Here is a 25408-nt window from a genome sequence, read left to right as displayed (position 1 = left end):
GCGCAGGCCCGCCCGGAAGGGCCGGGGCGTCGATGTGCTTCGAGACGGCTGCGGGCGGCGATCGGGTGCCGGCCCGGTGACCCCTTTGCCGAGAGTCCGCGCCGTGAAAAGAAACCGGGTCGCCCGGCTCACTGGCGCCATCCTCGGACGCGTCCTCGTCCCGGCGACCCCGGCGACCCCGGCGACCCCGGCGACCCCGGCGGCTCTCCCCCCGGCCCGCCGGGGCCGGCGTCAGCCCGCCGTGCCGTACCTGAGCCCGTCCAGAACGAGGTCGAGGAGGCGTTCGGCCTGATCGCGCTGGTCGGGCTTGCCCGAGGCGAGGGCGACGCCGGTGAGAGCGGCGAACATGTCTCCTGGGCTGGTGTCCGATCGGATGGTTCCGGCCGCGGTCGCGGCGTCCAGAAGCGAGGTGAGAGCCGTCATCATCAGCTCCCGGCTGTGGGCGTAGGGGTTGACGCCGGAGTCGACGACGGCGCGCAGGGCGTCGGCCATGCCCAGCTTCGCGGTGGCGTAGTCGATGAAGCGTCCCATCCAGGCGCGCAGCGCCTCGCGCGGTGGCATGGTCGCCAGGAGCTCGGGGGCGGCGTCGCACAGCCGGCTCAGTTCGTTGCGGTAGGCGGCCTCGATCAGGGCCTCCCGGGTGGGGAAGTTCCGGTACAGCGTGCCGGAGCCCACGCCCGCCTCCTTGGCGATGCGTTCGAGGTGTGCCTCCAGCCCGTCTTCCGCGAAGACGCGCACGGCCGCGGAGAGGATCTTCTCCCGGTTGCGTCGCGCGTCGGCCCGCAATGGTCGCCCGGTGCCCGTGGTCACGCGATGGCCCCTTCCTCGCCGCCGGCAAGTGGAGGCCCCCGCACGTGCCGTCCGATGAACCGGCGGAGCCCCCGCTTCGGAGTGTAGAGCACGCACCGCTGCCGTCCGCCGATCGCCTCGCGACAGGCCGATCGCCTCGCGAGGGGGACGCCCTCCGGCGACGGAGCGGAGGGCGACGGGGCGGGGGAGAGGGTTCAGCGCCCCGCCCCGGCGAGTTACGGTCGAAGTAGGCCGACGTATCGGAGAAACACCGTTGCATACGGGAGATCACCGTGAGCTACACACTGTTACGCGGCACGTTCGTCATCCGCTACCCCGACCTGCCCCGGCAGGGGCCCGAGCCGGACGGTGACACGATCAAGTTCAAGCCGGACGCGCCGGCCCTGGTCGAGGGCCTGCCCCGCCCGTCCGGCGCCCCGCCGAACATCAACGGCCGGGGCATCTCGGTGCGACTGGAGGCCATCGACGCACTGGAGACCCACTTCAACGAGACCCACCAGGAGCAGGCCGGTGCCGACGCCGGCCGCGACAGACTCCTGGAACTGCTCGGATTCACCAACGTCGTCTTCTTCGACGACCAGCCCGCCAAGGTCCAGTCCGCCGACCAGGACAGCGTCCGCGGCCACGTGCTCTCCAACGGCATCGACGCCAACGGCCGCCTGATCGGGTTCGTCTACGAGGGTGAGCCCACCGAGCCGGACGGGACGCCCGTCTTCCTGGACGAGGCCAGGGTCGACCTGTCGGCCAACGCGGTCCTGCTCGCCGAGGGCCACGCCTATCCGGCGTTCTACGCCACGCTGCCCGCCGCGCTGCGGACCCACCTCGCCGATGTCTCGCGGTCCGCGCGGGCGGCGAAGGCGGGGTTGTGGCCGCGTTCCAAGGCCGACCCGAACGGCAAGGCCACCGTCCCCGGTCTCGCCGCGTTGCAGCAGCTGGTCATGTGGCCCAAGCTGTTCCGCCGGCTGGTTCCCTTCCTCGCGACGGGTGCTCCGGACCTCGGCGGGTTCGACGCCTGGCTGCGGCAGGACCCGGTGCACCGTGACGACCCGATCTTCCTCCTCGACAGAGGGGAGCACGGCAACCTGCACGACGTCATCGAAGCCGTCGGCCATGACATCCAACTCACCGTCTGGCCCGAGGACTTCATCATCAGCCCCGACCCCGCCCCGGCGGGCGTCACCCGCAACCCGTAGGCACCGTCCGGCGCCCGGCCGCCCGCCCGCCTGCCCGGACGGACGGCCTGACGGCCCGGCGGCCCGCACGCACACTGCCCCGCGCCCTGCCCTGCACCGGCGCGCGGAGCAGCGGGGTGCGGTGGCCCGGAGCGGGAGTCGGATCGGCCGACTTCCCGCTCCGGCGAGTGTCAGGGCCGGTAGCCGGCGGTCGGACAGGTGCCCGGGCGGCGTGCGCCGGCCTCGGCCCACCGGGGGGTGAAGGGCCGCGCGCCCGCGCCCCTGGATCGGTGCCGGGGGCGGGGTGCCGCGCCCGCCCCCCCCGGGGGGTCTCGGCGAGCGCCCCGAGCGTCATCAGACGAACGAATGAGACATTTGTCTTGCACGATCGTTCCAATCTGGCTTGTCGTCATGCCGTCAGCCACCAGCCGTCGGGGGGATCCGATGAGCCGCACTCTCCGCGGTTCCCGACAGCCGAGGACGACGACGGCATCGCGCCCTCTTCTGCGGAACGTCAGCTGTGATGGTCGCCGACCACCGCCCTGCCGTGCCCCCGGGCCCGGGAGTCGATTCGCGACGGCCGGTGAGGGATCGTGGTGTCCATGGGAACGGATGCGGAGAACACCGACGTCTGGGCACTCGGTTCCGCCTACGACCGGTACATGGGCCGGTGGAGCCGGCTCGTGGCGGAGGAGTTCGTGCCGTGGCTCGGGTGTGCCGACGGCCTGCAGTGGCTGGACGTGGGCTGCGGTACCGGTGTGATGTCGGCGGTGGTGGCCGCAAGGTGCCGCCCCCGTACGGTGGTGGGGATCGACCGGTCCGAGCGGTTCGTCAGGTCGGCCAGGGAGGCGGCCCCGGACACGACGGGAGCCGCGCCGACGCGCCGCTTCGTGGTGGCCGACGCGACGGCGCTGCCCGTGCGCAGGCAGTCGTGCGACGTCGCCGCCAGCGCCCTCGTCCTGAACTTCCTCCCCGATCCTGCGGCAGCCGTGGCCCGGATGGCCGACTCCGTGCGGCCGGGCGGCACAGTGGCGGCGTACGTCTGGGACTACGCCGACGGGATGGGCTTCCTGCGCCGTCTGTGGGACGCCGCCGCCGAGGCGGACCCGTCCGCGGCCGCCTTGGACGAGGGCCGCCGCTTCCCCCTGTGCCGGCCGCAGGCGCTGTACGCGCTCTGGGCCGGCGCGGGGCTCGCCGACATCTCGACCACCGCGATCGAGGTGCCCACCGTCTTCGCCGACTTCGACGACCTGTGGGGCCCGTTCCTCGCGGGCCAGGGCCCGGCACCGGCCTACGTCGCCTCCCTCCCTCCGGTCGAGCGCGACCGGCTGCGCAGCCTGTTCAGTGCCGCCGTTCCGCAGGGAGCGGACGGATCGATCACGCTCACCGCGCGGGCCTGGGCGGTCAAGGGCCGTAGACCGGACCACCCCGGAGGGGGCCGGGTGTCGCCGACCCGGTAGCCGCGGTACGTGCCGGCGGCCGAGCGGCTCGACCCGAGCAGGAGAACCCGCAGGGTGTTCGTCTTCCGGCTGCGGCACGCGCCGGACCGGCCTCCGGGCGGAACGGCCCGGACACGGCGTCCACCGTCGAGGCGAGGGCCGCCGGGTAGGTCGGCAGGTCCGCGGTGTGGAGGTCGAGGAGAGCCGGGGCCTGTCCTCGGCCTGTCCTCGACGAGCGGCGTTCCGGCCGCACCGCCTACCGCCTGCTGGTGGCCTGACGGTCCGGCTTCACTTCAGGTGGCGGGTGAAGAACCGGTCCGCGGCGTCCCCCGCATACTGGGGGACGCCGGTGTGCCCGCCCATGTTGGCGTGCAGCGTCTTCTCCTTGGAGCCGAAGGCGTCGAACAGTTCGAGGGCCGCCTGCCGGTCGTTGCCTTCGTCGTCCCACTGCAGCAGGACGTGCAGCGGAATGGTGACCCGACGGGCCTCCTCGACCATGGCGCGGGGCACGAGGCTCCCGGCGAACAGGCCGGCGGCCTTGATGCGCGGCTCGACCACCGCCAACCGGATGCCGACGGAGATCACTCCCCCCGAGTATCCGACCGGGCCGCCGATCCCGGGCAGCGAGAGGAGGGCGTCCAGTGCGGCCTGCCATTCCGGGACCGCCTTGTCGACCAGCGGGAGGACGAGGGCGTCGACGATCTCGTCGCTGACCGGCTCGCCGGCCTCCATCGCCCGGCGCAGGTCGGCGCGGGCCCGTTCGGCGGCGTCCCAACGGGGCCGGTCGCCGCTTCCGGGGAGCTCGATGGTGGCCGTGGCGAACCCCTCCGCCGCGCAGTGCCGGGCCCGGGCCGCCAGCCGGGGGTACATCCTGCGCAGCCCGAGCGGAGGGTGGCCGAGCAGGATCAGCGGTACCGGTGCGGACACGGATGCGGATGCGGGCATCCACAGGATGCCGGGGATCTCGCCGAGGGTGAACTCGCGCTCGATGACGCCGTCGTCGAGACGCTGCTCGGAAGTGACGTGCATGGTCGTGCCTTTCGGGAGTGCAGAGCGGCGCTCCCGGACGACCTGTCTACCGTCCGACCGTGACCCCGGAGGGGAGCACCCGTGTCGGTACTGCGTTCACGGGTACCACCTCCTCGTTCTCTCGCACGGCCTCCGGGAACGTAGCAGCGGCCGCCGTGGTCCGCCAAACGGGTTGTTGCGCGGCAGGCGGTGACGGAGCGAGACGAAACTCGTGGGGCGTCGAGGTGGCGGCGCGTAGCACCCTCCCCTCGACGGTGACGGTCGACCCGGATGCCTTCACCGTTCCTTCCCCATTTCCCCGCGCTTCGAGGTAAACCCGACAACAACCCCCGAGCGTTTCCCAAGTGTCCATCCCGGCCCCGAAGGAGAGCCCACCATCATGGGAAAGCGTCGCAAGCTCAGCCCCCCGAGTCGGGCCCGCCTGGCGGCCCTCACTACGGCCGTGGCCGGCGGCGCGGTACTGGCCTCCGGCACGGCCCACGCCGAACCCACCCCCACCCTCGCCTCCGTCAAGGAGCAGGTGGACCGGCTCAACGAGGAGGCCGAGCAGTCCATCGAGCGCTACAACGGCTTCCAGGCCAAGCAGCAGAAGCTCCAGGGCGAGGCCAGCCGGATCCAGGAGAAGGTCGCCCGCGGCCAGGAGGCCATGAACGAGCTGCGGACCCGGCTCGGCGCGGTGGCCGCCGACCAGTACCGCAGCAACGGCATGGACCCGGGCATCCAGCTCATGCTCGACTCCGATCCGGCCGCCTACCTGGAGCGCGCCTCGGTGCAGAACCAGGTCGCCGGCTCCCAGGCGAACCTGCTCAAGCAGGCCCAGGACGAACAGCGCAAGCTCGACCAGGACCGCGCCGAGGCCGCCGCGACCCTTGCCGAACTCGACACCGTCGGCGCCTCGCTCGGGGCGCAGAAGAGTCAGATCCAGACCAAGCTCGCCCAGGCCCAGACCATGCTCAACAAGCTCAGCGCCGCCGAACGCGCCAAGATCAACGCCCAGGAGTCCGCCGACAAGGCCAAGGCCGCCGCCCAGCAGGCTGCCGCCGCCGACCGCGCCTCCCGCTCCGCCGAACGGCCCGGCACGAACACCCCGGCCCCGCCGGCCGCCGGCGGGCGCGCGGCCGCCATCGTGCAGTTCGCCTACGCCCAGCTCGGCAAGCCCTACGGCTGGAGCATGACCGGCCCCAACAGTTTCGACTGCTCCGGTCTCACCGGCGCCGCCTACCGCGCGGCCGACATCAAGCTCCCCCGCATGTCCCAGGACCAGTGGAACGCCGGCACCCGCATCGCCCGCGGCGACCTCCAGCCCGGTGACCTGGTCTTCTTCTACAACGACCTGCACCACGTGGGCATCTACATCGGCGACGGCAAGATGATCCACGCCCCCCGTACCGGCAAGAACATCGAGGTCCTCCCGATCGGCGTCATGCCCTACATGGGCGCCGTCCGGCCGTAGCGGCCTCCAGGACGCGGTGTAGTTTCCAGGTAGACCTGTCACATTCCGGACGAGTTGTCATCAACTTGTCGATGGCGACAACTCGTCCGGACACCTATCGTCGCCACCTGCTTCAGGAGCCAGCCCGCGGCCCTCAAGACGCCGACGCCGGCAGAGGCCTACTTCCCAGGGAGCCGGCCAGCGCATCGCTCTGGGATCGAGTGAGGTTGAGTGCCCACAACACTGCCGACTCATCTGAGTCCGGCTCAGTGTTCCGGTGGCCGCCTCCGCTCAGAGGGGAGTCGGCACCACCACAGCGCCTGGCTGCAGGCCGCCTGTTCCGGAGGAGATGGTCAGCCGCGTCCTGAGCAGAGAAGTCAGGTGCTCCGATGGCCGTGAGAGCGGCGTTCACCCGTGCTGGCGCCTCTGGCGGCAACTCGTCGGCGGCGAGCAACGGCAACAGGAGCAGGAGTCGGGCCGCGGTGTCGTGCACGCCGGGTGCGGTCAGGTCTGACGTCTCGGCGATGTGCACGATGTCGCGCCAGGACAGGCCCGGACCGGACCAGTCGCCGTCGAAGCTGGACAGGTCCTCAGTCCTGGGCCAATCCGGGCTCTTCTGCCTGATGTGTGGATCATGCTGGAGCGGGTTGGCGTCCTGGCAGTGTCGGGCGTTCGCCGCCGAGGGTGAGCATGACGAGGGCGATGACCGCGTCGGCGGTGCGGAAGCCGAAGCCCCGGCGGATGATCAGTCTCGTTTTGGTGTTGGTGGACTCGATCAGCCCGTTCGACAGCCTCTCGACCAGGGCGTTGACGATGGCCTCGCGGTGGCGGCGGACTCTGCGGCCGAGCTCGACGAACACCTCGATGCGGCTGCGCTGCGCCCACGACAGCCACCGGTCCAGGGCGTCGACGGCCGCGCCGGCGTCCTGCTCGCGAGCGATGGCGAAGACCGTGCGCAGGCCCTCCTTGAGCAGGTAGGCGCGGTGCAGCCGAGGGTCGGAGGTGGCGATCCAGGTCAGTTTGGCCTGCTGGCGGTCGGTGAGGTCCTCCGGGTTCTTCCACAGGGCGAAGCGGGAGTCCTTCAACGCCCGGGCGGTGGCGGCGTCCCGGGCCTGGCGGCGGGCCCGGTTCCACGCCGCGCGGCGCTCGGCGTCCAGCGCCTCGGTGGCCCAGGCGACCACGTGGAACGGATCCATCGCGCGTACCGCCTGCGGTGCGTGCGCGGCGACGGTGTCCGCGATCCACTGCGCGCCGTCGGCGGAGACGTGCGTCAGCCTCGCGGCCCGCTTCGGGCCGAGCGCGGTGAAGAAGGCCTCCAGGACGGCGCGGCCGTGTCCGTCGGCCATCCACACCACCTGCCGGGTGTGGTGGTCGACCACCACGGTCATGTACCGCTGCCCCTTGCGGTAGGAGATCTCGTCGACGCCGATCCGGCGCAGGCCCGCCAGCCGGTCGAGACCGGCATCGCGGTCGGCCACGAACCGCTCCACGATCGCTCCGACCGTACGCCAGGAAGTGCGCATCAGCTGCGCGACCGCGGACTTGGAGCACTCCGTGGCCATCCAGGCCGCCTGCTGGTCGAAGGCACGGGTGTGGCCGGCGCCGTGCCGGGCCCAGGGCACGGCGGCCGTGACCACCCCGTGCTCGCGGCAGGCCACCCGGGGCGCATCGGCCTCCAGGAACACCTGGGTGGTCCCGGCGTCCAGGCACCGCCAGCGCCGCCGCCCCCGCCCCTGGTCGTAGCCACGCCCGGGACGGCGGCAGACCCCGCACCGACCCCGCTCCCGGGTCGTCGGGCGCACCCGGGCGACCAGCACGCCGGAGTCCTGGTCGATCTCGACCTGCTCGACCACGGCCCGTTCGACCGTCAGCAGCTTCTTCCATATCCTGTTCGCAGACACGCCGTCTTCCTGCATGTGGATCTTGACCTCAGAGACCAAGAACCATACGCAGGAGACGGCGTGTTTCGCGTATCAGCCCAGCTCAGAGCACCCACACATGCGGTCGAAGAGCCGTTTTTCGCCGGCCGCCTCACCCGCCCCGGCCGGACGCCGGCGTCAGCCGTCGGCCAGCGGCAGGCGTACCACCAGGTGGGCGCCGTGCCCGTAGGGCGGGGGCTCGGCGGTCGCGGTACCGCCGAGGGACGTGGCGATGGTGCGGACCAGGGCGAGGCCGAGGCCGGCGCCACCGGCGGCGCGGTTGCGGGCGGTGTCGAGGCGGACGAAGCGGTCGAAGACGCGCTCGCGGTCCTCGGCGGGGATGCCCGGGCCGTCGTCGTCGACCTCCAGCCGGGCGCAGCCGTCGGTGACACCGAGCCTGACGGTGACGGTCCCGGCCGCGTGGCGGGCGGCGTTGTCCAGCAGGTTGCGGAGGATCCGGCCGACCAGGGCCTCCCGGCCGGGCACCACCACCTCCGCCCGCTCCCCGGGGTCCTCCAGGGGTTCGAAGCGGAAGGTGAGACCGGGGTCGGTGTGGCCGCGCTCGGCGAGCTGTTCGGTGATCAGGTCGTGCAGCTCGACGGTGCCCTCCTTCGTGCCGTCGGCCCCGGCCTCCTGGGTGCGGGCGAGCAACAGCAGGTCGTCGGCGAGGTCCTGGAGGCGTTCGGTGTCGGTCAGCGCCCCGGCCACCACCGCGGGCCAGTCGGCCTGCGCCGGATGGGCGAGCGGGACCTCCAGGGTGCTGCGCAGCGCGGCCAGCGGGCTGCGCAGTTCGTGCGAGGCGTCGGCGACCAGCCGGCGTTGCTCGGCCAGGGCGCGTTCCAGCCGGTCGAGCGTGGTGTTGGTGGTGGCGGCGAGCCGGGCGACGGCGTCCCGGGAGGGCGGCACCGGGACGCGTTCGTGGAAGGCGCCGGCGCCGATCCGGGCCATCCCGCGCCGGATCGACTCGACCGGGCGCAGCGCGAGACCGGTGACGAGCCAGGCGGTGAGTGCGACGAACAGCGAGGCGCCGGGGGCCAGGAAGACGCCGAGGACCCAGGTGACGGTTTCGGTGGTCTGCTCGGCCTCCTGGGTGTCGATCAGCACGACGACGGTGAGCCACTGCGGTGGCAGACCGGTGACGCCGGAGTACTTGGCCAGCTGGTCACTGGTGAACGGGCCGGCGAGGGTGCGGTAGAAGCGGACCGTCAGGCCCCTGAGCCGCCAGGATCCCAGGTTCGGGACGACGTCGGACGGGAGGCGGATTGCGACCTCGTCGACGGATTCGCAGCAGTGCGGCGAGGTCAGCTCGCTCTCGATCCTGCTCCGCTTGGCCCCCGGGTCGATCGGCAGCAGGCCGAGGCGCGGGGCCTCGTCGTGGAACGCGTCGGACAGCCTGCTGGAGCGCAGCCAGCGGCCGTCCTCGGCCAACACGGCGTAGGCGCCGTCCTGGAAGGGCTCGTCGGAGCTGTCCGGGATCTTGTGCGCGACGTCCTGCACGGTGAGCCCGGCGCGGGCTACGGCCCCGCGCTCCAGTTCCTCCTGCACGGTGTGGCCGACCCGGAACGCGGCGAAGCCGAAGGCCACCGCCGAGGCGAGCAGCGCCGCCAGGGCCGCCCGCAGCCGGACTCCGGGGCGCCACGAGCGCCAGGGGCGGTATGCGCCGAACGGCTGCCCGAGCGGGTCAGCGCGCACCGGGTGCCGCCAGGCGGTAGCCGATGCCGCGGACGGTCTCGATCAGGCAGTGCGCCCCGGCCCGGTCCAGCTTGCGGCGCAGAGCCGCGATGTAGACCTCGACGATGTTGACGTCGCCGCGGAAGGCGGAGTCCCAGACGGCGTCCAGGATCTCGGTCTTCGGCACTGCCTGGTCGGGGCGCCGGAGCAGGCACTCGAGGACGCCGAACTCCTTGGTGGTCAGGCGTACTTCGCCGTCGCCGACGGTGCAGCGGCGGGCGGCCGGGTCGAGTCGCAGGTCGGCGAGGACCAGGACGGGCGGGCGGGCCGTGCCGCTGCGGCGCAGCAGGGCGCGCAGCCGGGCGGTGAGGACGACGTAGGAGAAGGGCTTGCTGAGGAAGTCGTCCGCTCCGCAGTCGAGCGCCTCGGCCTCGTCGTACTCGCCGTTCTTGGCGGTGAGCATGAGGATCGGGACGGGGTCGGCCTCGCGGCGCAGTGCCTCGCAGACCCGGAAGCCGTTGAGGCCGGGCAGCATCAGGTCGAGCACGATGGCGGCGTAGTCGCCGGCACGGGCCTGTTCCAGGCCGAGCAGGCCGTCGCCGACCACGTCGACCACGTAGCCCTCGGCCCGCAGGCCCTGGCTCAGCGACCGTGCGAGCCGCTCCTCGTCTTCGACCAGCAAAAGGCGCATCGCCTCAGGATAAGTCAATTCCCGCTTTGCACGATCCGGTTGACCGATGTGCCGGGAAGGTCCTCCCTGAACGGATCCTCAGGTTCGTTCAGAATTCCTTCAGCGGGGATTTCCTAGCGTCCGCCGGGTGATGAGTGAACGATTCCGCCTTTCCCCTCGCGTGTTGTCCTGGATTCCCGTTCTTCCGGTCGGCGGGTACGCCCTGCTGCTGTCGGTCCCCCGGCACTGGCGGATGGAGTCGACCGGCTTCGACCTGGGGATCTTCGAGCAGGGGGTGCGCGGTTACGCCACGCTGCAGGCGGCCCCGGTGGCCACGCTGAAAGGGAGTGGATTCCCTCTGCTCGGCGACCATTTCAGCCCGCTGCTGGCGGCGCTGGCGCCGCTCTACCGGATATTCCCCGGCGCCACCACGCTGCTGGTGCTCCAGGCCCTGCTGTTCGCGCTCTCCTGCGTGCCGGTCACCGGGCTGGCCGTGGAACTGCTCGGCCGGATGGGCGGGTTGGCCGTGGGGTCGGCCTACGGGCTGTCCTGGGGGCTCTGGCGGGCGAGCTCGTTCGACTTCCACGAGGTGGCGCTGGCCGTTCCGTTGGTCGCGGGCGCGGTGGCGGCGCTGGCCCGCGGTCGGTACGGGGCAGCGGCCGGCTGGGCGCTGCCGCTGCTGCTGGTGAAGGAGGACCAGGGGCTGATCGTGGCGGGGATCGGCCTGTACGTCTGGTGGCGCGGCCGGCGCCGGCTGGGCGCCGCGACGGTGCTGGCGGCCGTCGCGGCGACGCTGCTGGCGGTGCTGGTCGTGGTCCCGGCCATGAACCCCGAGGGGGTGTACGCCTACGGCGCGAACGGCTCCTGGCACGGCGATCCGGTCACCCGGCTGCTGCTGCCCGCCGTCAAGTGGCACACCGTCGCCGCGCTGCTCGCACCGACCGTCTTCGTGGCGCTGCGCTCGCCGCTGAGCCTGGTGCTGGTGCTGCCGCTGGCGGGCCGGTTCTGGACGCCGAGCCCGACGTACTGGGACACCGGGTACCACTACAACGCGGTGCTGATGCCGGTGCTCTTCGTGGCCCTGGCGGACGGCCTGCACCGGTTGTCGGGCGGGCGCAGCCGCGTCGCGGGCGGGCGGGCCGGTGGGCCGGGCCGGCCCACCGGCGCCGCGCAGGTGCTGCGGTACGCGGCCCGGGGTGTGCCCGCGGCGGCGCTGGGCTTCGCCCTGGCCGTCGCACCGGTGCCGTCGCTGTCCGGGCCGGGGCCGGAGGTGCGCACGGCCCGGCAGGTGCTCGCGGTGATCCCGGACGGCTCGGCGGTGGCCGCCGCCAACCGGCTGGCCGCCCAGCTCACCGACCGGTGCACGGTCTCGTTGTTCCCGTACCTCAGCACGCCGGACGCCGTCGCGTCGGCCGGGCCCTCGGTCCGGCGTCCGGAGGCCCGCTGGGTGGCGGTGACGGACCACCCGGGCGACTTCCCGGTGCCCGAGGCCGAGCAGTTGGCGGCGCAGGCCGCGCTGCCGGCGGCCGGCTACGAGGTGGCGGCGGCCGGCGGCGGGGTCACGGTGTACCGGTGGGCCGGGCGCCCGGCGGGGTGACGCGGCTGTCCGCCGGGCGGGGCATCCTGCCGCAGCAACAGGCTGCCGAGCGTGGTGCGCCGGTGCAGGACCGCCTTGCCGGCACGCGAAGTGGAGATCAGCCCGGCGCCCCGCAGAGCTGCGGTGTGGGTCGAGACCGTGGCGGCGCTGACGCGGAGCCGACGGGCCAGCTCGGTCGTGGTGCGCTCCTCGGCCAGCAGGTGCAGCAGCTCGACGCGGGTGTTCCCGATCACCTTGACCAGCGCCTCCGGACCGGCGGAGCCATCGGGCTGCGGCAGAGTGCCGGCACCCGCCGGGTACGTGACGGCAACCGGGAGGTCGGGGAGGTCGGACAACAACGGTCCGCCGGTCCAGTGGAAGCTGGGCAGGAGAAGCAGCCCGCGCCCGTCGAGGTGGACCTCCCGCGGCCTGCCCGGGAGCTCCCAGACACCAGCGTGCAGCCGGGCGCCGGGCAGCAGCCCGGCCAGCAGCGAGCCGACGCCGTCTTCGGCGAGTTGCACGGCCCGACTCACGAACTCGGCGTGGTGCAGGTCCTGCACCTGCGCCCAGACCGGGCCGAGCAGCACCTCGAACGCCTCATGCTGCGCACGACGGATCAAGCGCCACGCCTCGGGGGCACCCCGGTGCAGTTCGTGGATCCACGCCGGGGCGGGCGTGCGCGCGGGTGCGTAGACCCGTTCCAGTTCGGCACCGACCAGCTCGGCCGGGGCCGAGCGGACCTGTTCCAGAGCGTCCGGGAGAGAGTCCGTCAGCACGTCCAGAAAGCTCGGCGCCCGCCCGGCCGGGACGAGGTCCGCGAGCGGGAGGGCCGCCTTCGGCAGGGCGCGCAGCGCCCTGCGCCGCCATGGGCCGTGGAGAAGCTCGCCGTCCTGGCGGCACATCATCGTCAGCGCCACGTTCAGTTCCTGGAGCGGCGCCGGCCGAGGAGCGAGGCCGACTCGGGCGAAGTCGTCCGGCGTGAAGTGGATCCGGAGCACGGTGTCTCCCTGCGCGTCAGCCCTACCGGTGTGCGGGCGCCATCTTTGAGCCTCAAACCTAAACGATCGCGTGCGTCGGTCCGGGCGGGACAGCATGCGCTGCATGACCCATGACTTCTCGATGAGCCGACGTACCGCCGCCACGTCCCTGCTGGTGGGCTCCGCCGCGCTGTTGCTCGGTGCCGGTGGCCGCGCCTACGCCGACCCCCGGGCCACCGCTGCGGCCCGGGCGCCGGGTGACGTCGTACTCACCCTGCCCGCGCCCACCGGCCGCCACCGGGTGGGGTGCCAGCCGGTCTACCTCGTCGACGGTTCCCGGCGCGACCCGTGGGATCCCGCGATCCCCGTGAGGGAAATCGTGCTGACGGTCTTCTACCCGGCCCGCGACGTCACCGGCCTCGCCCCGGCTCCGCAGATGCCGCCGCAGGCCGCGACCTGGTTCGGACGGATCGCCCCGCACACGCCGCTCCAGCTGCCTGCCGCGGGCGTGAACTGGGCCGCTACCCGGTCCCACGCGTTCGAGGGCGCTTCGCCGCTGCCGGGCCGACGGCCGGTGCTGGTTCACAGCCCGGGCGGCGGCGATCCGCGCGGCCTGGGAACGTCCCTGGCCGAGGACCTGGCCAGTCACGGCGCCATCGTCTTCTCGGTCGACCATCCCGGCGACGCCGCAGCGGTCGAGTTTCCGGACGCCCGGCCGTACCGGGCGGACACCGTGCGGACGACCGTCTTCCGCGGTGACCCGCGGGACCAGCCGGCTGTGGTGCGCACGATGATCGACGCGCGGATCGCCGACCTGCACTGCGTCCTCGACCGGCTCGGGAGAGCGGCCGACCTGCCGCTGCCGCGCAGCCTCGCCGAGACGCTCGACCTGCGCCGCCTCGGCGTGTACGGACACTCCGCGGGCGGCAGCGCCGTGACCGAGGTGATGTACCGGGACCGTCGGGTGCGCGCCGGGATCAACCTGGAGGGCTACCTGGACTACCCGCCCTCCGCGCCCGGCGGCGACGCCGAACCGTTCCCGGTCACGGCAGGCGGGATCGACCGGCCGCTGCTCCTGCTCGGCAGCGAGGGGTTCAACCGGCGAGAGGAACTGGACCGCTCCTGGTCGGCCGTCGCCGCGCTCTCGGATCGGTGGGTCCACCGCGCGCGCGTCGCTGACGCCAACCACTGGACCTTCACCGACTTCGCTGCGATGCTCCCCCGGCTTCAGGCAGCCGGGTTGATGACGGCAGCGGAGAGGAACGCGCTGATCGGCACCGTCAACCCGACCGTCTCGGTCCCCAATCTCCGCCACACGATCCGCAGGTTCTTCGCACGACACCTGGCCGGCCGCTGATCGGCAGGCGACAGCCCGTGAACGGGACGCGGCCTGCGGTGGGCGGGCGCCGACCCCTGGGCCACCGGTCCCCCGGGCCGCCGCCCGCCGCCCGCCGACCAGCAGCTGCCGCGGGAAGGGGCCGCCGTCGGGTGCGGCGGGCGCTGGTCGGCGGGCGGCCGGCGGGTCCTACGCCTCCCCCACCAACAGCCGCGCGTTGATGGTGGGATTGCCTGCTCGCGAGAGCGGGAACGCCGTACCGATCTGCTCGGACCGTCCGGGCACGTCGATGCGGACCGTCAGCGTCCGGTCGAGAAGCTGCTCCTGCCTCAGCCGGAAGTCGAGGTTGACGATGCCGTACTGCACGCACGTCTCACAGCTGCGCGGGTCGTTGGGCTGAAAGAATTGACTTCCGCTCCCCGCCCTAAAGGGCGGGGATTCCTACCACGGTCGTCTGACCGTCTCGGTGGGTTCCTGCTTCTTCGCGCTGTGCGGGGACGGGTCCCCGGCTTACCCGCGCTCGACAGGCTGACACCGCCAGTCCGGCGGCCGTGGCTATGTTGACGGCGGCGTTGACGTCCCGGTCCAGCCAGACGCCGCACGCCTGGCACTGCCAGACGCGGATGTTCAGCGGCTTGGGGCCGTCCTTGACGCCGCAGTGGGAGCAAACCTGGGAGGTCGGCTCGAAGCGGCCGATCTTGATCAGGTTCCGGCCGTACTTCGCGGCCTTGTACTCCAGCATGGTGACGAACGCCGACCATCCGGCGTCGTGCACGGACTTGGCGAGCCGTGTGCGGGCGAGTCCCTTGACCGCCAGGTCTTCCACCGCGATTGCTTGGTTCTCGCGAATCAGTCCGGTGGAGACCTGGTGGTGGAACTCGCGCCGGGCGTCGGCCACCCGTGCGTGGTTGCGAGCGACCTTGTGACGGGCCTTCTCGCGGTTCTTGCTGCCCTTGGCCTTACGGGACAGGGCTTGCTGTGCGCGTTTGAGCTTCTTCTCTGCGCGCCGGAGGAACTTCGGGGCGTCGATCTTCCGCCCGTCCGAGAGGACGGCGAAGTGTCCGAGGCCGAGATCGAGACCGGTGACCGGTTCGGTCTCGGGAAGGATCTCGGGGTCCGTCTCGACAACGAAGCTGGCGAAGTACCGGCCTGCGCTGTCCTTGATCACCGTCACCGAGGATGGCACGGACGGCAAGGCGCGGGACCACTTCACCCGCACGTCGCCGATCTTCGGCAGCGATAGGTCGCCGCCCGGTGTGATCTTCCATCGGGCGTTCGCGGTGAAGCGGATCGCCTGCCGGGTGTCCTTGCGGGACTTGAACCGGGGCGGTCCCATCTTCGGGCGCATGCCCTTGAGGCCGTCGAAGAAGTTCCGGTAGGCGGTGTCCAGGTCCCGGAGGGACTGTTGCAGCACCACGGCGGACACCTCGCCGAGCCATGCCCGTTCGGGGGTGTTCTTCGCGGCCGTGAGCTGCTTGGACAGCTCGCCGGACGGGATGAACGGCAGCCCGGCGGCGCGGGCGGTCTCACGTGCCCGGAGGGCATCATTGAAGGCCACCCGTGCACACCCGAACGCCCTGGCCAGCGCGGAACGCTGAGGCCCGTTCGGGTACACGCGGAAGCTGTACCTGAGCTGCACGGTCAGCACCGTACCATTTTGGTTTATGGCCGAGTATCAGAACATCCGCACTGGTCGGCACTGCGCTTTCGCCCTGCATGCGCACTTGGTTTTCGTGACGAAGTACCGTCACAAGGTGTTCGCCGAGCGGCATCTGACCCGAATCCGCAGGTAGTGGCCGACGGCCAGTCAGTTGGTCTCTTTGCTGGCCGTCGGCGCCGTTGTGGCGTGGCCGGGTAGGCCGGTGGCCCGGCTGTCGCGCGGGTGGGCGGCTTTCCAGGGCGGTGTCGGGTGGTTCGGGCCCGGTCGGGGCAGTCGGTCAGGCTGCTGAAAGGTGCCGGTGGGCACGGATCCGGGCCAGCGTGTTGGCGATCAGCGCACGGGCCGCGGCGGTGAAGCGCAGTTCGTGGCGGCGGGCGGTGACCGTCCATCGGGTGGCGCGGTGGATCAGCAGGCGTCTCACGGTGGCGATGCGGCGGCGGGCGGTGCCGATGGGGGCGAGCATCTGGAGCCACGCGGTGAGGTTGTAGGCCAGGAGCGCGCCCCACGTCCACATGCTGTTGACCGCGTGGGAGCCGGAGGGAAGGTGGTTGAGTCCCGCGCCGTGGGCGGTGTCGCGGAACAGTTCCTCGATCCGGGTGCGGCGGCGGAACTCCCACTCCGCGGCCGCGATCTCCTCGTCCAGGTCCAGCTCCTCGTTGGTGACGAAGAACGAGTAGGCGTATGCCTGGTCCTCCAGACCCTCCAGGGCCAGGGCGAGCTGGTCCTTGCCGACGGTGCGCGAGCGGCGCGAGCGCGGATCCGCGGACAGCTCGGCGGCCTGGTAGCGGACCCGACGGGCGATCACGCGGGTGCCCTCGGGTCAGCCGGGCGGAGCGTAGGCCAGCACGGCGACCTGCGCGGTCGGGTAGTCCAGGGCGTCGATCCAGTCGTCCTCGTGCACGGCGGCGACCGCCCGCCACAGCGGCCGGCTGCGCGGGACGCCGAGGCGGAACAGGCATCCGCGGGCCGCGATCTTCTCCGCGACCTTCCCGGCGTAGTAACCCGTGTCGCCCTGGATGAGGACCGGACCGGTGGCTCCGGCCGTGCGCACGGCGTCCACCGCCCGGTCGATCTGACCGGGGGCGTGGGTGCGGCCGTCCGAGCGGCCGTCCAGGAGGTCGGCGGCCAGGACGGTGCCGGCCTGGGCCCAGTGCGCGGCGTGCACCCGGCCCGAGACCTCGCCCTTGTAGGAACGGACGACCTGTTCCTTGCGGGTCGAGTAGACCTCGATGTCCTTGGCGTCCAGGTCGACCGTCACCCGCCCGGCCAGGATCCGGGCCCGCTCGGCGACCGGGAGTCCGGCCAGCGCGCGGGCGGTGACCTGCGCACACGCCCGCTCGATACCCTCCCGCCTGGCCTGGTCGAACCGCGCGGCGAGCGTGGCGGCCGTCGTGGACGGCGGGACGGGCGCAGGCAGCAGCCCCTCACCGACGACATCCGCCCGCAGCCGGTCGAAGCCGACCAGGTGGTCCTCGCCGGTCAGCTGCACCGCTGCCAGCGCCAGCGCGAACTCACCCCCGGACAAGCCCCGGTCACGCTCCTTGACCGGACCGACCGCCGCGTCCAGCGCGGCCGTGACGCCCAGCGCCCGGTCCAGCTCGGCCACCAGCACCAGGCCGCCGTTCTCGGTCAGCGACCCGTCCACCCCGCCCAGCTGGGCGTTCAGCCGGGTCCAGCGCCTACCGGGGGCACGGAAGGCGGTACGGCGACGCGATATCTTGTTCACCTGGCAGGTGTCCTTGCCGGTAGAGCGATCAGGCGTAGAGAACCTCGATCATCTCAAACCGGCACGGACACCTGTCGTCGTATCAGCCGCTACACCGCACCACTACCTGCGGATTCGGGTCTGACCCGGCTCGAAGAGATCATGCGGGACGTGTGCGCCGACTTCGAGGTGGAGTTGGTCGAGTTCAACGGCGAGAACAACCACGTCCACCTGCTGGTGAACTTCCCGCCGAAGGTCGCCCTGTCCAAGCTGGTCAACTCGCTCAAAGGCGTCAGCTCGCGCCGGCTGCGGCAGGAGTACCCCGAGCTGGTCAAGCACTACTGGCGCGCACAGCGTCTGTGGTCCGGTTCGTACTTCGCCGGATCAGTCGACGGCGCGCCGCTGTCGATAGTCCGGCAGTACATCGAGCAGCAGAACCGTCCGGCTTGACGGTCTGCGGTGGGCACCGTCCACAGTGCGGGAGGGTGCCCACCGCACAGGTCAGAGCAGGGTTCAGAATCGCTTCACCACCGGGCTGAAGCCCGGTGCACTGCGATTAGTCCAGGTAGCCGTCCAGCACCGCCCCGTTGTAGCGGAGTCCGCCGACCTCGACCCCGTAGTGCTGGATCGTGCGCGGCACCACCTCCAGGAAGTCGTAGGCCAGGTCCGGGTTCGGCACCATCCGCAGCCGCCCGGCCTTCGCAATGCCGATTCGCAGCATCTCCAGCGGCGACAGAGCGATGCCGGGCCACTGCGGGACGACCAGCCCGTCATGCTTCGAGCGGTGGTAGACGTCCCGGAGCCACTCGCGGATCACGTCTTCGAGCTCGTGGACGAAGAAGAACGCCTGGTCCTCGACCGCCAGCCCGCGACTGTGAACGTCTGGGCCCTTGTAGGCGGGAAGGTGCTGGATCAGGCCCTCGCGCAGGGTCTTGAAGAATCGCTCGACGGTCGGCTTGTCGGTGGGCTTCTTCGGCTGCGCGGGCTGGATGGAGATCCCCAGCCGGGTGCAGACGCCGATCACCTGCGTGGACAGGAACGCGCGTCCGTGGTCGACCACCAGGGTCTCGGGCGGGCAGAGGCCCCGGCCCGGCGATTCCTCTTCGGTCCAGACCAGCCAGTCCGGCAGCCCGTGGAACGGGGCCAGTGTTTTCGGCTCATCCTCCTCAGCCGGTGGCGCGATCGCCTCGAACAACACGGCGGCGACGTCGACCGCGCGCGTGGACACTGCAGTCACCCGCAGGCCGACGATGCAGCGCGTGAACAGGTCTTGCGCGACCGTGAGTTGGGTCCTCACCCAACGGCAGGTGACCTCCTCCATCGCGTAGACATCCAGGTCCTGCGTGTCCAGCACCACGAACTCACCCGGCCTCGTCGCCCGCAGCCGGCCATAGACACCCTTCGGACGCTCGGCGATCGATCGGCGGGCCTTCGCACTGCCCGTCAGCGCGTTCGTGCCCCGTCCCAACGCCTCCAGCCGGGCGTAGGCCGTCGACCGTGCCGGCAACGGAACCACCCCGGACCCATGCCGCTCCTCCAACAAGGCCTCAACCTTGCGGATCACGGCCGACCGCGTCGGCGTGGAAGCCTCAACCAGCGACGCGAACACGTCGCGCACCGCCTCGTCCCAGCGCGGGTCCACCCGACTGTCGCGCCCTCTCAGCAGCCGCAGGTCCACCAGGCCCGCGACCCCGGCCTGCTGGTAGGCGGCGATCCAGCGCTGGAGGGTGCGCGTGGACATCGCCAGCTCCGCGGCCTTCGCCTCGATTCGCTCGACGACCGCGAGTTCCGGAGAGAACTGCGGGCGCGGCTCACCAGCCGCCGCCATCCCGGCAAAGCCACTGCGGAAGCCGCTGAGCACTTCGCGGATGTGCCCGGCCCGCTCCTCAACCTCCTGGCGCTGCCGATCCGACAGGCCTGCCAGGGCCACTCCGCCGGTCGTCTCCTCCAGCTCGGCGGCCGACTCCATGCGAGTCCCCGCCGCGAGCCGGGCGAAGGACACCGCGCTGAACGCTCCCGTACGGATGTTGCGCACCGTGATGCGCGCACCGTCGAACTCCACGACCTCGACCAGGTCACCGTCGAACATCAACCGCGACCCGGCGAAGACCACCATCGCGCCGCTGGTCATGTGTCCTCCCCGGCTAGCCGAACCCCGCTCCATGCCCCGAGCGGACGGTTCAGGTCGCAGGTCAGTGCCCCGGACCAGAGCAAATGCAGGACTGCGGGCCGCACCAGATCCGAAGAAAACCTGCTCGCCAAGGCCCGTTCGATCGCGGCGATGCTGCGGTGCGTCCTCGCCACCTGGGCGGCTTGACCCACTGCGTCTTGATCGATGACCTCCGGCCGCCGGTAGCCGGCCAGGAACCGGACGTTTTCCACCAGGACCGGATCCGCCCCGTACCACGTCTCGAAGGCCCAGCCCCGCGTCGCGCAGACCTGCTCGGTCCAGGCAAACTGTGCGACCACCTCGGGCGCCTTCGCCCGCCAGGCCGCCTTCACGTCGACCACCGTCACCGAGCCGTCCGCACGCGCCAACAAGAGATCGGGGACGTGCCTTCGCACCGAGGATCCGTCCGCGCCGACCAGTTGGAAGGGCTGGGCCGCGATCGCCACCACCGACCGATCGAAGTCGGCCAGCAGGATCCGTGCCAACTCCAGGCGGCTCTCGTAGGCCACCAGCTCCTGGGTGGTGGCCGCCCAGTACCAGCCCGAGTAGTGCCGCCGTCCGCGGTACGAACGAAACTCGCGCACTGGCATTCCCGCCAGGACCTCGGAGACCACCAGCCGGTCCAACGAGGACTCCACGACCTCACCGTCGATCTGGCGATACCGGACGCGGACCTTTGTACTCCTCAACCCACCCACGTTGCTGACACTAGGAGCCGAAACGACAACGGCCAAGATCTCGATCGGGTGATTGTCGGGCCGCATTGCGGTAGCGGTCGCTGGTAGGCACGTGACTGGGGTCGTCCAATCTCCAGCCGTAGATCGTAATCCCAGATGCGTGAACCGCCCCTCGTCGGTAGCCTGCCCGGGTGGCTGAGACCTGGGACAAAGAGCAGCTGGTCGTGGACGGCTTCGAGCGTGTGCACGCCGAGTCGGAGTGGCACGACGGACCGCGTGCCGGCCTCGCCGATGTCCACGGCATGCCCCACTACTTCCAGGGCCACAACTACGACCACGCCGACGAAGCCGACGAGTATCTCGTCTGGCCCGCGAGCGAGGCGGCAGTAGTGCTGGAACGCGAGCAGTGGGCGATCTTCGTCAGGTGGAACGAGCGTTACCAGGCCGGGACGGTGGGGCCGGAAAGCCACCCGGGCCAGGGCGGAATCGACGCCCGCTACGACGAACTGGCACTGCTGCTGAAGCCGCACCGCCAGGTGCCGGACGACGTGAGGAGGCTTGTGGGTGAGCTGCGGTTCGACGCTGGCGCCCGCTATCGGATCGACGGACTTGATTACTGGTTCCGGTGGCGTCCAGGCAGCTGAGGTGAGGCCGCCGCTGATCGGTAGGCGTGTTTGGACAATCAATGATCAGGTGGCGGCAGCGCTCACCAGCAGCATCTCGGCATATTAACTGTCGCGCCCGTGCGCGCGTAGCCGCCCCACGATTGCCGAGCGACAGACCTGCGCCGCCTGCCCGTGAAGCTGCATCTCAGCCATGCTCGCGGGGCCCGGTCCCATGAAGCCGGTCTCCTCATCGGTCATCAGGAGACTGTGTCCATGAGTCAACTGTGATCGCTTGTTGTATAGCAACTTGTGTGCTCCCGCATCGGCCGAGTCGCCGGTGGGCGGAGCATACGTGCCAACAAAGTCCTGAAAGAGGGCAGTGGGGCCAACGCCTATGGTGCGATCACACTCAGAACACTTCGGCTGATCTTTAGGGGTTGTGATGAGGGCCTCGACGGCCTGAATCAGAAATTGGAAGCTTGCAGATCGGGATGTGTGAAATACGTCGGTCGCGGCATTCAGCCAATACGCTGCACGAAGGAGAACTCGCTGATCCTCTGGGCTCAGCCCGAAGTATGCGTCAAGGCAGGCTTCGATATCCTCGGGAAGAGTGAGGACCGCTCCGGCTACGATGCCGATAGGGATCGGCCCCAACTCCATATCGGGAAGTTCGCCCTGTGGGGCAAGTGAATCATTTGGGCCGATGATCGGGTTAGGGACGTATCCGTGCTGGGCATATTCACTCTTGAATACGGGGGCCGGTCCCTGGAAGTCATGCCCACTCAGAGAAGGTGTTAGAACCCATCCTTGAGCTGATTGATTGGGAATCTTCAGCCCAGGCACAAGCAATGTAAGCAGGAGGGTCAGCTTGCGGACTTCTCGCTGGCTTCGATAGGCGTTGACCCATGGATCGACGGCGCCGTCGAACAGGATCTCGCAAACAAGTGGGTGATCGGCCAGCTCGATTGGCGGCCGCGGAGATCCTTCGGGCACTGGACGCAGTGCGATGCGATTACGGTAGCGCCAGTAGCCCGCGACTGGCACATGAGCAAACAGCACAACCCGTGCAGCCCTCGATACGGATGCAACAAGCAGTTTGTCGGCCACGTCCCGCTCAATTTGTGTGGCCAGCTCTTCGGTAAAGGCTCCACCCGGGACAAGTCCGGAGATCCTTCCTTTTTTGCTGTACCGGATTGCCAGGGTGGCCGAGCCGTTTGTTCGCACCATTTCTCGGTCTGTTATGTATTGGCCAAGGGGAAAGATGCCGGAAAGCAGGCCATCAAGCTCGGCATCGTCAACGGTCCCTATGTGGAGCCGACGTTCAAGGTCTGCCTGCGTAATCCCGGCCATTAACTCATCTCCAAACCGCAGCGGCAGTGCGAGAAGCCCTGACGGGAGGTTACCGTAATCGGTCCCGCTACTGCGGACAAACCGATGGCGGAGACGTGTCGGTGGGGCCTGAGAGACTATGGTCCGTGCTGATCAAGGGATACGACTTCGGGCCGCTGGTCGCGGGTGAGTGGCTGCTTGAGCGCGGCGGGTTCTGGTCCAATCACCTGCTGGCCATGTGCCGGTTCACCTCAGGTGAAGCCCCAGGGCATGAGCTTTCTCAGGTTGTGGGCTTGATCAGGTCGAGTGCGTGGTCGGGGCGTGACCTGTAGTGATCGACTGCCGCGGCGTGGTTGTGCCAGCCGGCGAGCTCGGCGAGCGCGAGGGCGGTGTTGCGCAGACCGGCCATGATGCGGGGTGCGCTGCCGGTGCGGATCTTGGAGGCGTCCTCGCGGAGGGTGACGTCGCGCAGGTGGTGCAGGGCCTCGACGCCCCAGTGTTCGCGTACGTGTTCGGCGAGGTGGGCGGCCGTGGCCTCGTGCATCGTCAGGTCGGTGAGCGCGTAGATGCGTTCGACGGTGAGTTTGCCGGTGCTCAGGACGCGACGGCGGCGCACGATCTGCAGGACCTGGTCGGCGTGGGGGAAGGGAAGGTCGGGGACGGTGGCGGCCTTCAGGCGGCGGATCTCGTCGCGGCCGTGAGCGATGGCGCGGGTCTTGTCCATGAGCGGGACCTCACTCCAGGGGAGCTTCTTCAACTGGGCGTGCAGGGTGGGGTGGTTGCCCTTGATCAGGGCGATGTAGTGCGCGTTCTTCTCCTCGACCAGGAAGCGGGCGTGGTCGTGCTGGGTGAGCAGGGCATCGAAGGTGACGACCTTGTCCGCCAGGTCGAGGGGTCCGAGGAGCGGGCGGAACGCGGTGATCTCGTTGCTCTTGGAGTCGACCTGCCGCTGGGCGATGACGGCGCGGGTGCCGTGGATCGACGCGGCGAGCAGGTGGACGGCCCGGCGCTCGCGGGTTCGCGAGCCGCGCAAGGTCTTGCCGTCGACCGAGACCGCGTCCCGTTTGACCGGTGCGTCTGCCGGGACTGGGCCGGTGAGTGGGTCGGTGTGCTGCAGTTGCAGCCAGGCGCCCAGTGCCGCGTCGAGCGCGTCGCCGTCGAGGCGGGCGAGGAGGCGGGCCAGTGTGCTGGTGCGCGGGATGCCGCGGACCAGGCCGATGCGCTCGCGCAGCACCGGGTCGAGGCCGGCGGCGAAGCGGACGATGGCGGCCCAGGTGGACGCCCCGGCCATTACCGCGGTGGCGCACAGCACGAGCAGGGCGCCCAGTCGGTAGCGGCGCCCCCGCGTGCGGCGCGGGTCCGGCAGGCGGTCCAGGACCTCGGCCAGGGTGATCAGGCGCTCGGCGTCGCCGGTCAGATCGCCCGGCATGTGGTCCTGGTGGCGGGTGACGGTGGAGATCAGGGAGGATGGCATGCAGACGCGGCTTCGGTTGTGATCAACGGCTTCGACACCTTGATCATCCGGAGCCGCGTCCCGTTTCACCACACCGGCGAAGCGGACAACCCTCCCACTTCGTCACAACTGTGACGTCTCGTCACCCGAGAACGCTCGCGCCCTGGGTGAAGCCCGGCCGGCACCCGAGTGGTTCGGTGACGACGGCGCCGACACTGACGCCCTGTCCGAAGTCCTCCTGGACGACCAAGCCTGGCCGGCGTTTCGCATCCCGTTCCAAGGCGGTCACAGCGCCGTCGTCGTCTACCGGAACCTCATCGGTGACTTCGGGATCGACTACCTGCTGACCCAACCGGATTGGGGCTCTTCGACCGCATGTGTGGGTGCTCTGAGCTGGGCTGATACGCGAAACACGCCGTCTCCTGCGTATGGTTCTTGGTCTCTGAGGTCAAGATCCACATGCAGGAAGACGGCGTGTCTGCGAACAGGATATGGAAGAAGCTGCTGACGGTCGAACGGGCCGTGGTCGAGCAGGTCGAGATCGACCAGGACTCCGGCGTGCTGGTCGCCCGGGTGCGCCCGACGACCCGGGAGCGGGGTCGGTGCGGGGTCTGCCGCCGTCCCGGGCGTGGCTACGACCAGGGGCGGGGGCGGCGGCGCTGGCGGTGCCTGGACGCCGGGACCACCCAGGTGTTCCTGGAGGCCGATGCGCCCCGGGTGGCCTGCCGCGAGCACGGGGTGGTCACGGCCGCCGTGCCCTGGGCCCGGCACGGCGCCGGCCACACCCGTGCCTTCGACCAGCAGGCGGCCTGGATGGCCACGGAGTGCTCCAAGTCCGCGGTCGCGCAGCTGATGCGCACTTCCTGGCGTACGGTCGGAGCGATCGTGGAGCGGTTCGTGGCCGACCGCGATGCCGGTCTCGACCGGCTGGCGGGCCTGCGCCGGATCGGCGTCGACGAGATCTCCTACCGCAAGGGGCAGCGGTACATGACCGTGGTGGTCGACCACCACACCCGGCAGGTGGTGTGGATGGCCGACGGACACGGCCGCGCCGTCCTGGAGGCCTTCTTCACCGCGCTCGGCCCGAAGCGGGCCGCGAGGCTGACGCACGTCTCCGCCGACGGCGCGCAGTGGATCGCGGACACCGTCGCCGCGCACGCACCGCAGGCGGTACGCGCGATGGATCCGTTCCACGTGGTCGCCTGGGCCACCGAGGCGCTGGACGCCGAGCGCCGCGCGGCGTGGAACCGGGCCCGCCGCCAGGCCCGGGACGCCGCCACCGCCCGGGCGTTGAAGGACTCCCGCTTCGCCCTGTGGAAGAACCCGGAGGACCTCACCGACCGCCAGCAGGCCAAACTGACCTGGATCGCCACCTCCGACCCTCGGCTGCACCGCGCCTACCTGCTCAAGGAGGGCCTGCGCACGGTCTTCGCCATCGCTCGCGAGCAGGACGCCGGCGCGGCCGTCGACGCCCTGGACCGGTGGCTGTCGTGGGCGCAGCGCAGCCGCATCGAGGTGTTCGTCGAGCTCGGCCGCAGAGTCCGCCGCCACCGCGAGGCCATCGTCAACGCCCTGGTCGAGAGGCTGTCGAACGGGCTGATCGAGTCCACCAACACCAAAACGAGACTGATCATCCGCCGGGGCTTCGGCTTCCGCACCGCCGACGCGGTCATCGCCCTCGTCATGCTCACCCTCGGCGGCGAACGCCCGACACTGCCAGGACGCCAACCCGCTCCAGCATGATCCACACATCAGGCAGAAGAGCCCGAAAAACCCGG

At 70.7% G+C, this 25408-nt stretch carries 22 protein-coding genes and 1 pseudogene; 9 read left to right on the top strand and 14 right to left on the bottom strand.

What is annotated here, in order from left to right:
* Positions 1 to 231: 231 nt before the first annotated feature.
* Positions 232 to 810 carry a TetR/AcrR family transcriptional regulator gene (locus ACF9IK_RS00705; RefSeq protein ID WP_395292282.1) on the bottom strand — a complete coding sequence of 193 codons (579 nt, stop codon included), beginning with the start codon at positions 808 to 810 and terminating at the stop codon, positions 232 to 234.
* A 272-nt stretch (positions 811 to 1082) separates the two neighbouring features.
* Between ACF9IK_RS00705 and ACF9IK_RS00700 the strand changes: the two genes are divergently transcribed.
* Together ACF9IK_RS00700 and ACF9IK_RS00695 are read left to right on the top strand one after the other, a co-directional pair.
* Positions 1083 to 2003 carry a thermonuclease family protein gene (locus ACF9IK_RS00700; RefSeq protein ID WP_395292281.1) on the top strand — a complete coding sequence of 307 codons (921 nt, stop codon included), beginning with the start codon at positions 1083 to 1085 and terminating at the stop codon, positions 2001 to 2003.
* 581 nt (positions 2004 to 2584) lie between these two features.
* Positions 2585 to 3442: a class I SAM-dependent methyltransferase gene (locus ACF9IK_RS00695; protein ID WP_395292280.1), complete on the top strand. Its 858-nt coding sequence runs from the start codon at positions 2585 to 2587 to the stop codon at positions 3440 to 3442.
* Positions 3443 to 3709: 267 nt separating this feature from the next.
* Here the strand turns inward: ACF9IK_RS00695 and ACF9IK_RS00690 are convergent, their stop codons facing one another.
* On the bottom strand, positions 3710 to 4450 hold the full coding sequence (locus ACF9IK_RS00690) for a dienelactone hydrolase family protein (protein ID WP_395292279.1): 741 nt from the start codon (positions 4448 to 4450) through the stop codon (positions 3710 to 3712).
* A 379-nt stretch (positions 4451 to 4829) separates the two neighbouring features.
* On the opposite strand from ACF9IK_RS00690, the gene ACF9IK_RS00685 reads away from it, so the two are divergent.
* Positions 4830 to 5903 carry a C40 family peptidase gene (locus ACF9IK_RS00685; RefSeq protein WP_395292278.1) on the top strand — a complete coding sequence of 358 codons (1074 nt, stop codon included), beginning with the start codon at positions 4830 to 4832 and terminating at the stop codon, positions 5901 to 5903.
* Positions 5904 to 6514: 611 nt separating this feature from the next.
* Here the strand turns inward: ACF9IK_RS00685 and ACF9IK_RS00680 are convergent.
* The 3 genes from ACF9IK_RS00680 to ACF9IK_RS00670 all read right to left on the bottom strand — a co-directional run bounded on the left by ACF9IK_RS00680 (position 6515) and on the right by ACF9IK_RS00670 (position 10163).
* Complete coding sequence (locus ACF9IK_RS00680) at positions 6515 to 7783, bottom strand: ISL3 family transposase (protein ID WP_395292264.1); 1269 nt, start codon at positions 7781 to 7783, stop codon at positions 6515 to 6517.
* Positions 7784 to 7939: 156 nt separating this feature from the next.
* Positions 7940 to 9493 carry a sensor histidine kinase gene (locus ACF9IK_RS00675; RefSeq protein ID WP_395292277.1) on the bottom strand — a complete coding sequence of 518 codons (1554 nt, stop codon included), beginning with the start codon at positions 9491 to 9493 and terminating at the stop codon, positions 7940 to 7942.
* A complete protein-coding gene (locus ACF9IK_RS00670) occupies positions 9483 to 10163 on the bottom strand; it encodes a response regulator transcription factor (RefSeq protein WP_395292276.1) in 681 nt (226 codons plus the stop codon). Before ACF9IK_RS00670 ends, ACF9IK_RS00675 begins: the two co-directional genes overlap by 11 nt.
* Before the next feature lie 163 nt (positions 10164 to 10326).
* On the opposite strand from ACF9IK_RS00670, the gene ACF9IK_RS00665 reads away from it, so the two are divergent.
* Positions 10327 to 11739, top strand: coding sequence for a DUF2079 domain-containing protein (locus ACF9IK_RS00665; protein WP_395292275.1), 1413 nt, complete (start codon positions 10327 to 10329; stop codon positions 11737 to 11739).
* Here ACF9IK_RS00665 and ACF9IK_RS00660 read toward each other — a convergent pair.
* Complete coding sequence (locus ACF9IK_RS00660; protein WP_395292274.1) at positions 11673 to 12716, bottom strand: ArsR/SmtB family transcription factor; 1044 nt, start codon at positions 12714 to 12716, stop codon at positions 11673 to 11675. The genes ACF9IK_RS00665 and ACF9IK_RS00660 overlap by 67 nt on opposite strands.
* Before the next feature lie 103 nt (positions 12717 to 12819).
* On the opposite strand from ACF9IK_RS00660, the gene ACF9IK_RS00655 reads away from it, so the two are divergent.
* Positions 12820 to 14052, top strand: a complete 1233-nt coding sequence (locus ACF9IK_RS00655; RefSeq protein WP_395292273.1) for an alpha/beta hydrolase — start codon at positions 12820 to 12822, stop codon at positions 14050 to 14052.
* 168 nt (positions 14053 to 14220) lie between these two features.
* Here the strand turns inward: ACF9IK_RS00655 and ACF9IK_RS00650 are convergent, their stop codons facing one another.
* Positions 14221 to 14397, bottom strand: a complete 177-nt coding sequence (locus ACF9IK_RS00650; protein ID WP_395292272.1) for a hypothetical protein — start codon at positions 14395 to 14397, stop codon at positions 14221 to 14223.
* Between the two features lie 58 nt (positions 14398 to 14455).
* Complete coding sequence (locus tag ACF9IK_RS00645) at positions 14456 to 15670, bottom strand: RNA-guided endonuclease InsQ/TnpB family protein (RefSeq protein WP_395298428.1); 1215 nt, start codon at positions 15668 to 15670, stop codon at positions 14456 to 14458.
* A 25-nt stretch (positions 15671 to 15695) separates the two neighbouring features.
* Between ACF9IK_RS00645 and ACF9IK_RS00640 the strand changes: the two genes are divergently transcribed.
* Complete coding sequence (locus ACF9IK_RS00640; RefSeq protein ID WP_395292271.1) at positions 15696 to 15824, top strand: hypothetical protein; 129 nt, start codon at positions 15696 to 15698, stop codon at positions 15822 to 15824.
* Between the two features lie 144 nt (positions 15825 to 15968).
* Here the strand turns inward: ACF9IK_RS00640 and ACF9IK_RS00635 are convergent, their stop codons facing one another.
* Both ACF9IK_RS00635 and ACF9IK_RS00630 read right to left on the bottom strand, forming a co-directional pair.
* The gene (locus tag ACF9IK_RS00635; protein WP_395292270.1) at positions 15969 to 16496 is read right to left on the bottom strand and encodes a transposase; all 528 of its coding nucleotides are present in this window, start codon (positions 16494 to 16496) and stop codon (positions 15969 to 15971) included.
* Between the two features lie 15 nt (positions 16497 to 16511).
* On the bottom strand, positions 16512 to 17417 hold the full coding sequence (locus tag ACF9IK_RS00630) for a transposase (protein ID WP_395292269.1): 906 nt from the start codon (positions 17415 to 17417) through the stop codon (positions 16512 to 16514).
* 71 nt (positions 17418 to 17488) lie between these two features.
* Here ACF9IK_RS00630 and tnpA point away from each other — a divergent pair.
* Positions 17489 to 17846: pseudogene (gene tnpA / locus ACF9IK_RS00625) on the top strand (IS200/IS605 family transposase).
* Positions 17847 to 17952: 106 nt separating this feature from the next.
* On the opposite strand, the gene ACF9IK_RS00620 reads toward tnpA, so the two are convergent.
* Entirely contained in the window at positions 17953 to 19527 is a 1575-nt protein-coding gene (locus tag ACF9IK_RS00620; RefSeq protein ID WP_395292268.1) for a hypothetical protein, read from the bottom strand.
* Entirely contained in the window at positions 19524 to 20192 is a 669-nt protein-coding gene (locus tag ACF9IK_RS00615; protein WP_395292267.1) for a TnsA-like heteromeric transposase endonuclease subunit, read from the bottom strand. Before ACF9IK_RS00615 ends, ACF9IK_RS00620 begins: the two co-directional genes overlap by 4 nt.
* 242 nt (positions 20193 to 20434) lie before the next feature.
* On the opposite strand from ACF9IK_RS00615, the gene ACF9IK_RS00610 reads away from it, so the two are divergent.
* The gene (locus ACF9IK_RS00610; RefSeq protein WP_395292266.1) at positions 20435 to 20887 is read left to right on the top strand and encodes a hypothetical protein; all 453 of its coding nucleotides are present in this window, start codon (positions 20435 to 20437) and stop codon (positions 20885 to 20887) included.
* 84 nt (positions 20888 to 20971) lie between these two features.
* Here the strand turns inward: ACF9IK_RS00610 and ACF9IK_RS00605 are convergent, their stop codons facing one another.
* Positions 20972 to 22198, bottom strand: coding sequence for a hypothetical protein (locus tag ACF9IK_RS00605; RefSeq protein ID WP_395292265.1), 1227 nt, complete (start codon positions 22196 to 22198; stop codon positions 20972 to 20974).
* 259 nt (positions 22199 to 22457) lie between these two features.
* Complete coding sequence (locus ACF9IK_RS00600; RefSeq protein WP_395292209.1) at positions 22458 to 23651, bottom strand: ISAs1 family transposase; 1194 nt, start codon at positions 23649 to 23651, stop codon at positions 22458 to 22460.
* 453 nt (positions 23652 to 24104) lie between these two features.
* Here ACF9IK_RS00600 and ACF9IK_RS00595 point away from each other — a divergent pair, with 453 nt between their 5' ends.
* Positions 24105 to 25373: an ISL3 family transposase gene (locus ACF9IK_RS00595; protein WP_395292264.1), complete on the top strand. Its 1269-nt coding sequence runs from the start codon at positions 24105 to 24107 to the stop codon at positions 25371 to 25373.
* Positions 25374 to 25408: the final 35 nt, after the last annotated feature.

This window comes from Kitasatospora hibisci (assembly GCF_043950205.1).
In the GTDB taxonomy this organism is placed as follows: domain Bacteria; phylum Actinomycetota; class Actinomycetes; order Streptomycetales; family Streptomycetaceae; genus Kitasatospora; species Kitasatospora hibisci.
The sequence above is the reverse complement of the archived record's forward strand: the minus strand, read 5'-3'. Positions and strand labels throughout refer to the sequence as shown.